At 33.5% G+C, this 3,764-nt stretch carries 4 protein-coding genes; 2 read left to right on the plus strand and 2 right to left on the minus strand.

What is annotated here, in order from left to right:
* Positions 1 to 1,450, minus strand: a 1,450-nt coding sequence (locus VJ881_10475) for a hypothetical protein (protein HKL76475.1), incomplete at its 3' end; no start/stop codon positions are given.
* Positions 1,451 to 1,550: 100 nt separating this feature from the next.
* On the minus strand, positions 1,551 to 2,054 hold the full coding sequence (locus VJ881_10480; GenBank protein ID HKL76476.1) for a helix-turn-helix domain-containing protein: 504 nt from the start codon (positions 2,052 to 2,054) through the stop codon (positions 1,551 to 1,553).
* Positions 2,055 to 2,180: 126 nt separating this feature from the next.
* Between VJ881_10480 and VJ881_10485 the strand changes: the two genes are divergently transcribed.
* Together VJ881_10485 and VJ881_10490 are read left to right on the plus strand one after the other, a co-directional pair.
* On the plus strand, positions 2,181 to 2,762 hold the full coding sequence (locus tag VJ881_10485; GenBank protein ID HKL76477.1) for a hypothetical protein: 582 nt from the start codon (positions 2,181 to 2,183) through the stop codon (positions 2,760 to 2,762).
* A 12-nt stretch (positions 2,763 to 2,774) separates the two neighbouring features.
* Positions 2,775 to 3,764, plus strand: a 990-nt coding sequence (locus tag VJ881_10490) for a hypothetical protein (protein ID HKL76478.1), incomplete at its 3' end; no start/stop codon positions are given.

Here is a 3,764-nt window from a genome sequence, read left to right on the forward strand (position 1 = left end):
AAAAATTTAAAAATGGATGTGGTGTTAAATTAAATTCATAATATATATCACCTGTTTCTGCATCTGCTGAGCCAGCCCTATAAGACCCTGAATAGTTGCTCATAAATTGTATTTTATAAGCTCTGCTGTCAGGGTAAGCTATTATTCTATTAAAATAAAGGTTTTCAACACCAACCCTTTCATATAAAAGGTAAGGAGTGTTAGTATATTTAATAACTACTTTTTCTCCTTGTTCTGTTTTAATAAATATTCTTGCTAAATAATTGTAGCTTGAATTATTTGTTGAGCCATATCCCCATTCAAAATAATTAAATCCGTTAAACAATTTTGTTGTTATATTACTAAAATGTAAACGAGAGTTGTAATTGTAATTAGTTTCTCCCCAAACATTATGGTGAGTGAAATTATCTACAGATAACGTTTCTTTGGTTTCTAAATGTTCCGGAAATTTTAGATTTTTTGGCGAGTCGATATCTGAATCTATTAAGGTGTTTAAATTAATTTCTTTTATTTTATAAAAATTAATTGCATCATTAACTATATCTGTCTCGTCTAAAACTTTAGATTTTATTATATCACCAGAATCTTCATAATTTTTAGTAGAGTAAAAAAAGGGAATGTAATAATTGTGTTCAACAAAACTTTCGTCTTCGATAGTATTAATATATTCCCAATCATCTGGATTATCTGTAAGGTCTTTATAAAAGGATATTGAGTTTGAAGAAAAAATACACAACGATTTAATGATTCCTTTATATTTTTCTAATATATTTTTTTGGGATGTTGAATATTTATAAAAATATTCTGCAAAACCAGGATAAAGCGTTGCATTAAAAAGGTCAGATGTATCTATAGTATCTACTGAGTCTATTGTAATACTTTCCCATTTATTATAAGCTCCATCATAACATTCTTCTCCTATAGCAGAACTTCTTTTCCCTAAAGCAACATAATATAAATTAGAATGTTTAATATATGAGCCATCGAAAAGCTTATAAGCAAACCGAAAAAAAGTATGACCCATTCTATATCCTTCTTGTTTGGCTGATGCAAGTTTTGAATAAATTTCTCCGACTAAAGATGATAAACCAGGAGATGCAGTTATTTCTATTGGATTATGAAGACTTTGGCGAAAGGAGATTAACGGTATAGGAATATCTTCCAATTCATTATACGAATAATCATCATAATCCCAATTAAACTTATAAACATTTTGAGTGGTTGTTACAATAAGGATACTGTTTAAATGACTTATACCCTGAAATTCTTCATCTGTTGTGCTAAATGACAAAATAACTTCATATCCTTGGCCAGAGTCTCTTGTTACTGTTGTTGTTCCTGTTACTGTTCTAACATAAATAAAACTACCTCCTTTTACGGGATGTAAATATATTTTATCACAATCTGAAGGGATTTCTACTCCCGGCTCAAAATCTTGTTTATTACCCACAGGTCTCCATGCACCGTTTTTATTCCGTGCATTAATTACTTCCTCGCATGCTCCATCTGTACAGTTTATATCTGAGGCATTACGTTGTATTCCTTTATATTCAATCGTCTCTCTCATCTTTTTGTTGATTTAGAATTTGATTATTAATTACAGTCCAGAAGTTATTTGATTTGTTATTATCTTTATCCAAACTTTCTCCTGTGGCTGATTCATGAAGTATCTTATAAACATCGGCTAACTTACGAATATCCTGTTCGAGGATATTGGTTTCATCTAGTTGTTCCCGGAACATTTTTAAAACATCCAACCATTTATCCCGTTCTTGTATAAGTTTTACAGATTGTTTTGCTTTATTTGAGGTGTATTCTACAACTGCTTCTTCTGCTTCTTTATCAAAAAGCTTTTTTGGCTTTTTTGGTCTTGCCGCTTTTTTTATCTCTTTTATTTCTTTCCTTTTTTCAGGGTCGTAACTATTCCTCCAACGCATTAACGTGGCTTTACTCATGTTAAGCCTTGCAGCAGCCTGTGAAAGATTGCCATTCATCTCGTTTAACACAAGTAATGCATCTACTACTTCTTTAGTCTTTCCTTTCTTCTTACCCATACCTCCAAAATTAATGCTTAATACATTAGTAAATAGGTATATAATCCCAATATTAACGATAATTAAACAGGTATAATATAGGGTATTGCGTAATTTCGTTTGCAGTAGTACTTAAAATATATCGTTATGGCAATAGGACTAGGAACATTATTAACATTAGGAAGTTTAGCATTATCAGCATATGGAGCAAACGAATCATCGAAACAGAATCAGAAAAACCAGAATTTATTATCCAACCGTATGAGGGATTTAGATGCCTGGTATGGGAAAGAATATAACACTCCGGTAACTGAGACCGAATCCGGTCAGGCAGCATTAGCTAAACTTAGAGACCAAATGAAAAAAGGCATTGAGCAGAATAGCCAGAGTGCTGTTCGTGGTGGTGCTACGGCAGAAAGTAAGGTAGCAACACAAACCGGAATGCAGGAGAAATACAATAGTGCTATTAATAACCTAATGGGTTATGAGACACAAAGGAAGGACCGGGTTGACAGACAATATCAGTCACAAAATAATGCATTATTAGGGACACAGATGAATCTAAACGCCCAACAGGGACAAAACTGGTCAAATTTCGGCTCTAACGTCGCCAATGCTGATTATAGTGCGTTGAATAATATTAATTTAAATGATTTATTTAACTCATTAAATACTAATAAATATGTTGCTGGTAGTGGTTCTGGAATGTATTCAAACCGAGGATTTTAAAATAAATAATTTATGACTAATTTAAGTTTAAAAAATGATTTAAAGCTTCGTGATTCTAACACTTTACAAGATTTAAAAAACATTGTAGAGGGAGGTGGTTTATCCAACCTCCCTTATGTTGATGAAAGAAGGAATGAGGTTTTGGATAACGAACCAAGCAGACCCAACCCAAGAGAGTATCATCAGAAAAATGATGCTAACCCTTTATTAGCATTTGTAGAACAAAACATGAAGCCAGAGCGAGACGAAGACCGTGAAAGTAAGTTAAAGAAAGCGGCCACAGTAAATGCTTTAGGTGATATGTTAAGAAATGTTATTGACCTGCATTATGGTAAAAAGGGAGCAACAATATCGAAAAGAGATACCGGAAACCCTTACGCAGACCGGTTACTTAAACTTCAAGAGGAATACCGACAGGCAGATGATAAGTATGAGCAAATGCGTTTAAAAGCAATGATGCAAGGGTTAGAACGTGAGCAAAGGCAAGAAGAAAAAGTTGCTGATGCGGAATATGGGTTAGATGTTGCTGAATGGGAAAATAAGATGGCTGATGATGATGCAGCAGCTAGGATAGAAGGGCAAAAAGATGTGATTGATTACCGAACGGATAAGAATATTGAATATGAACAAGCCGAAACAGCAGAATACATTAAAAGACAATTAGCAAAAGTAAGAGCAGAAAATAGTTCAGGTGGCTCCAAAGAAGACCCTTACTTTAAAATTAATGATGCAGAAGGTAATGAGATTAAGATGTCAGAAGGTACTTACTGGGATATTGTGAGAAGGATAAAACAAAATCCGGGTATTGTTGATGATGATTATTTAGCATCTGCTTTAGAGTACGGACAGAATTTAACCACTAACCAACTTAATACATTGGTTGCTTCTTACTGGAACGAGAATTATAAAGGGCAAGGCGGACAGGCCGTTTTAAAAGGAAGCGAGACACCAAAGAATCAAGGCATTGATGGGCTATACAACGAAAAAGTAATTGATGAATAC

The sequence above is a fragment of the Halanaerobiales bacterium genome (assembly GCA_035270125.1).
Classification (GTDB): Bacteria; Bacillota; Halanaerobiia; order Halanaerobiales; family DATFIM01; genus DATFIM01.

Bases quoted from the DNA above. Each gene is read 5' to 3' on its own strand.
- VJ881_10480 (HKL76476.1), bottom strand. From the start codon at position 2,054: ATGGGTAAGAAGAAAGGAAAGACTAAAGAAGTAGTAGATGCATTACTT.
- VJ881_10485 (HKL76477.1), top strand. From the start codon at position 2,181: ATGGCAATAGGACTAGGAACATTATTAACATTAGGAAGTTTAGCATTA.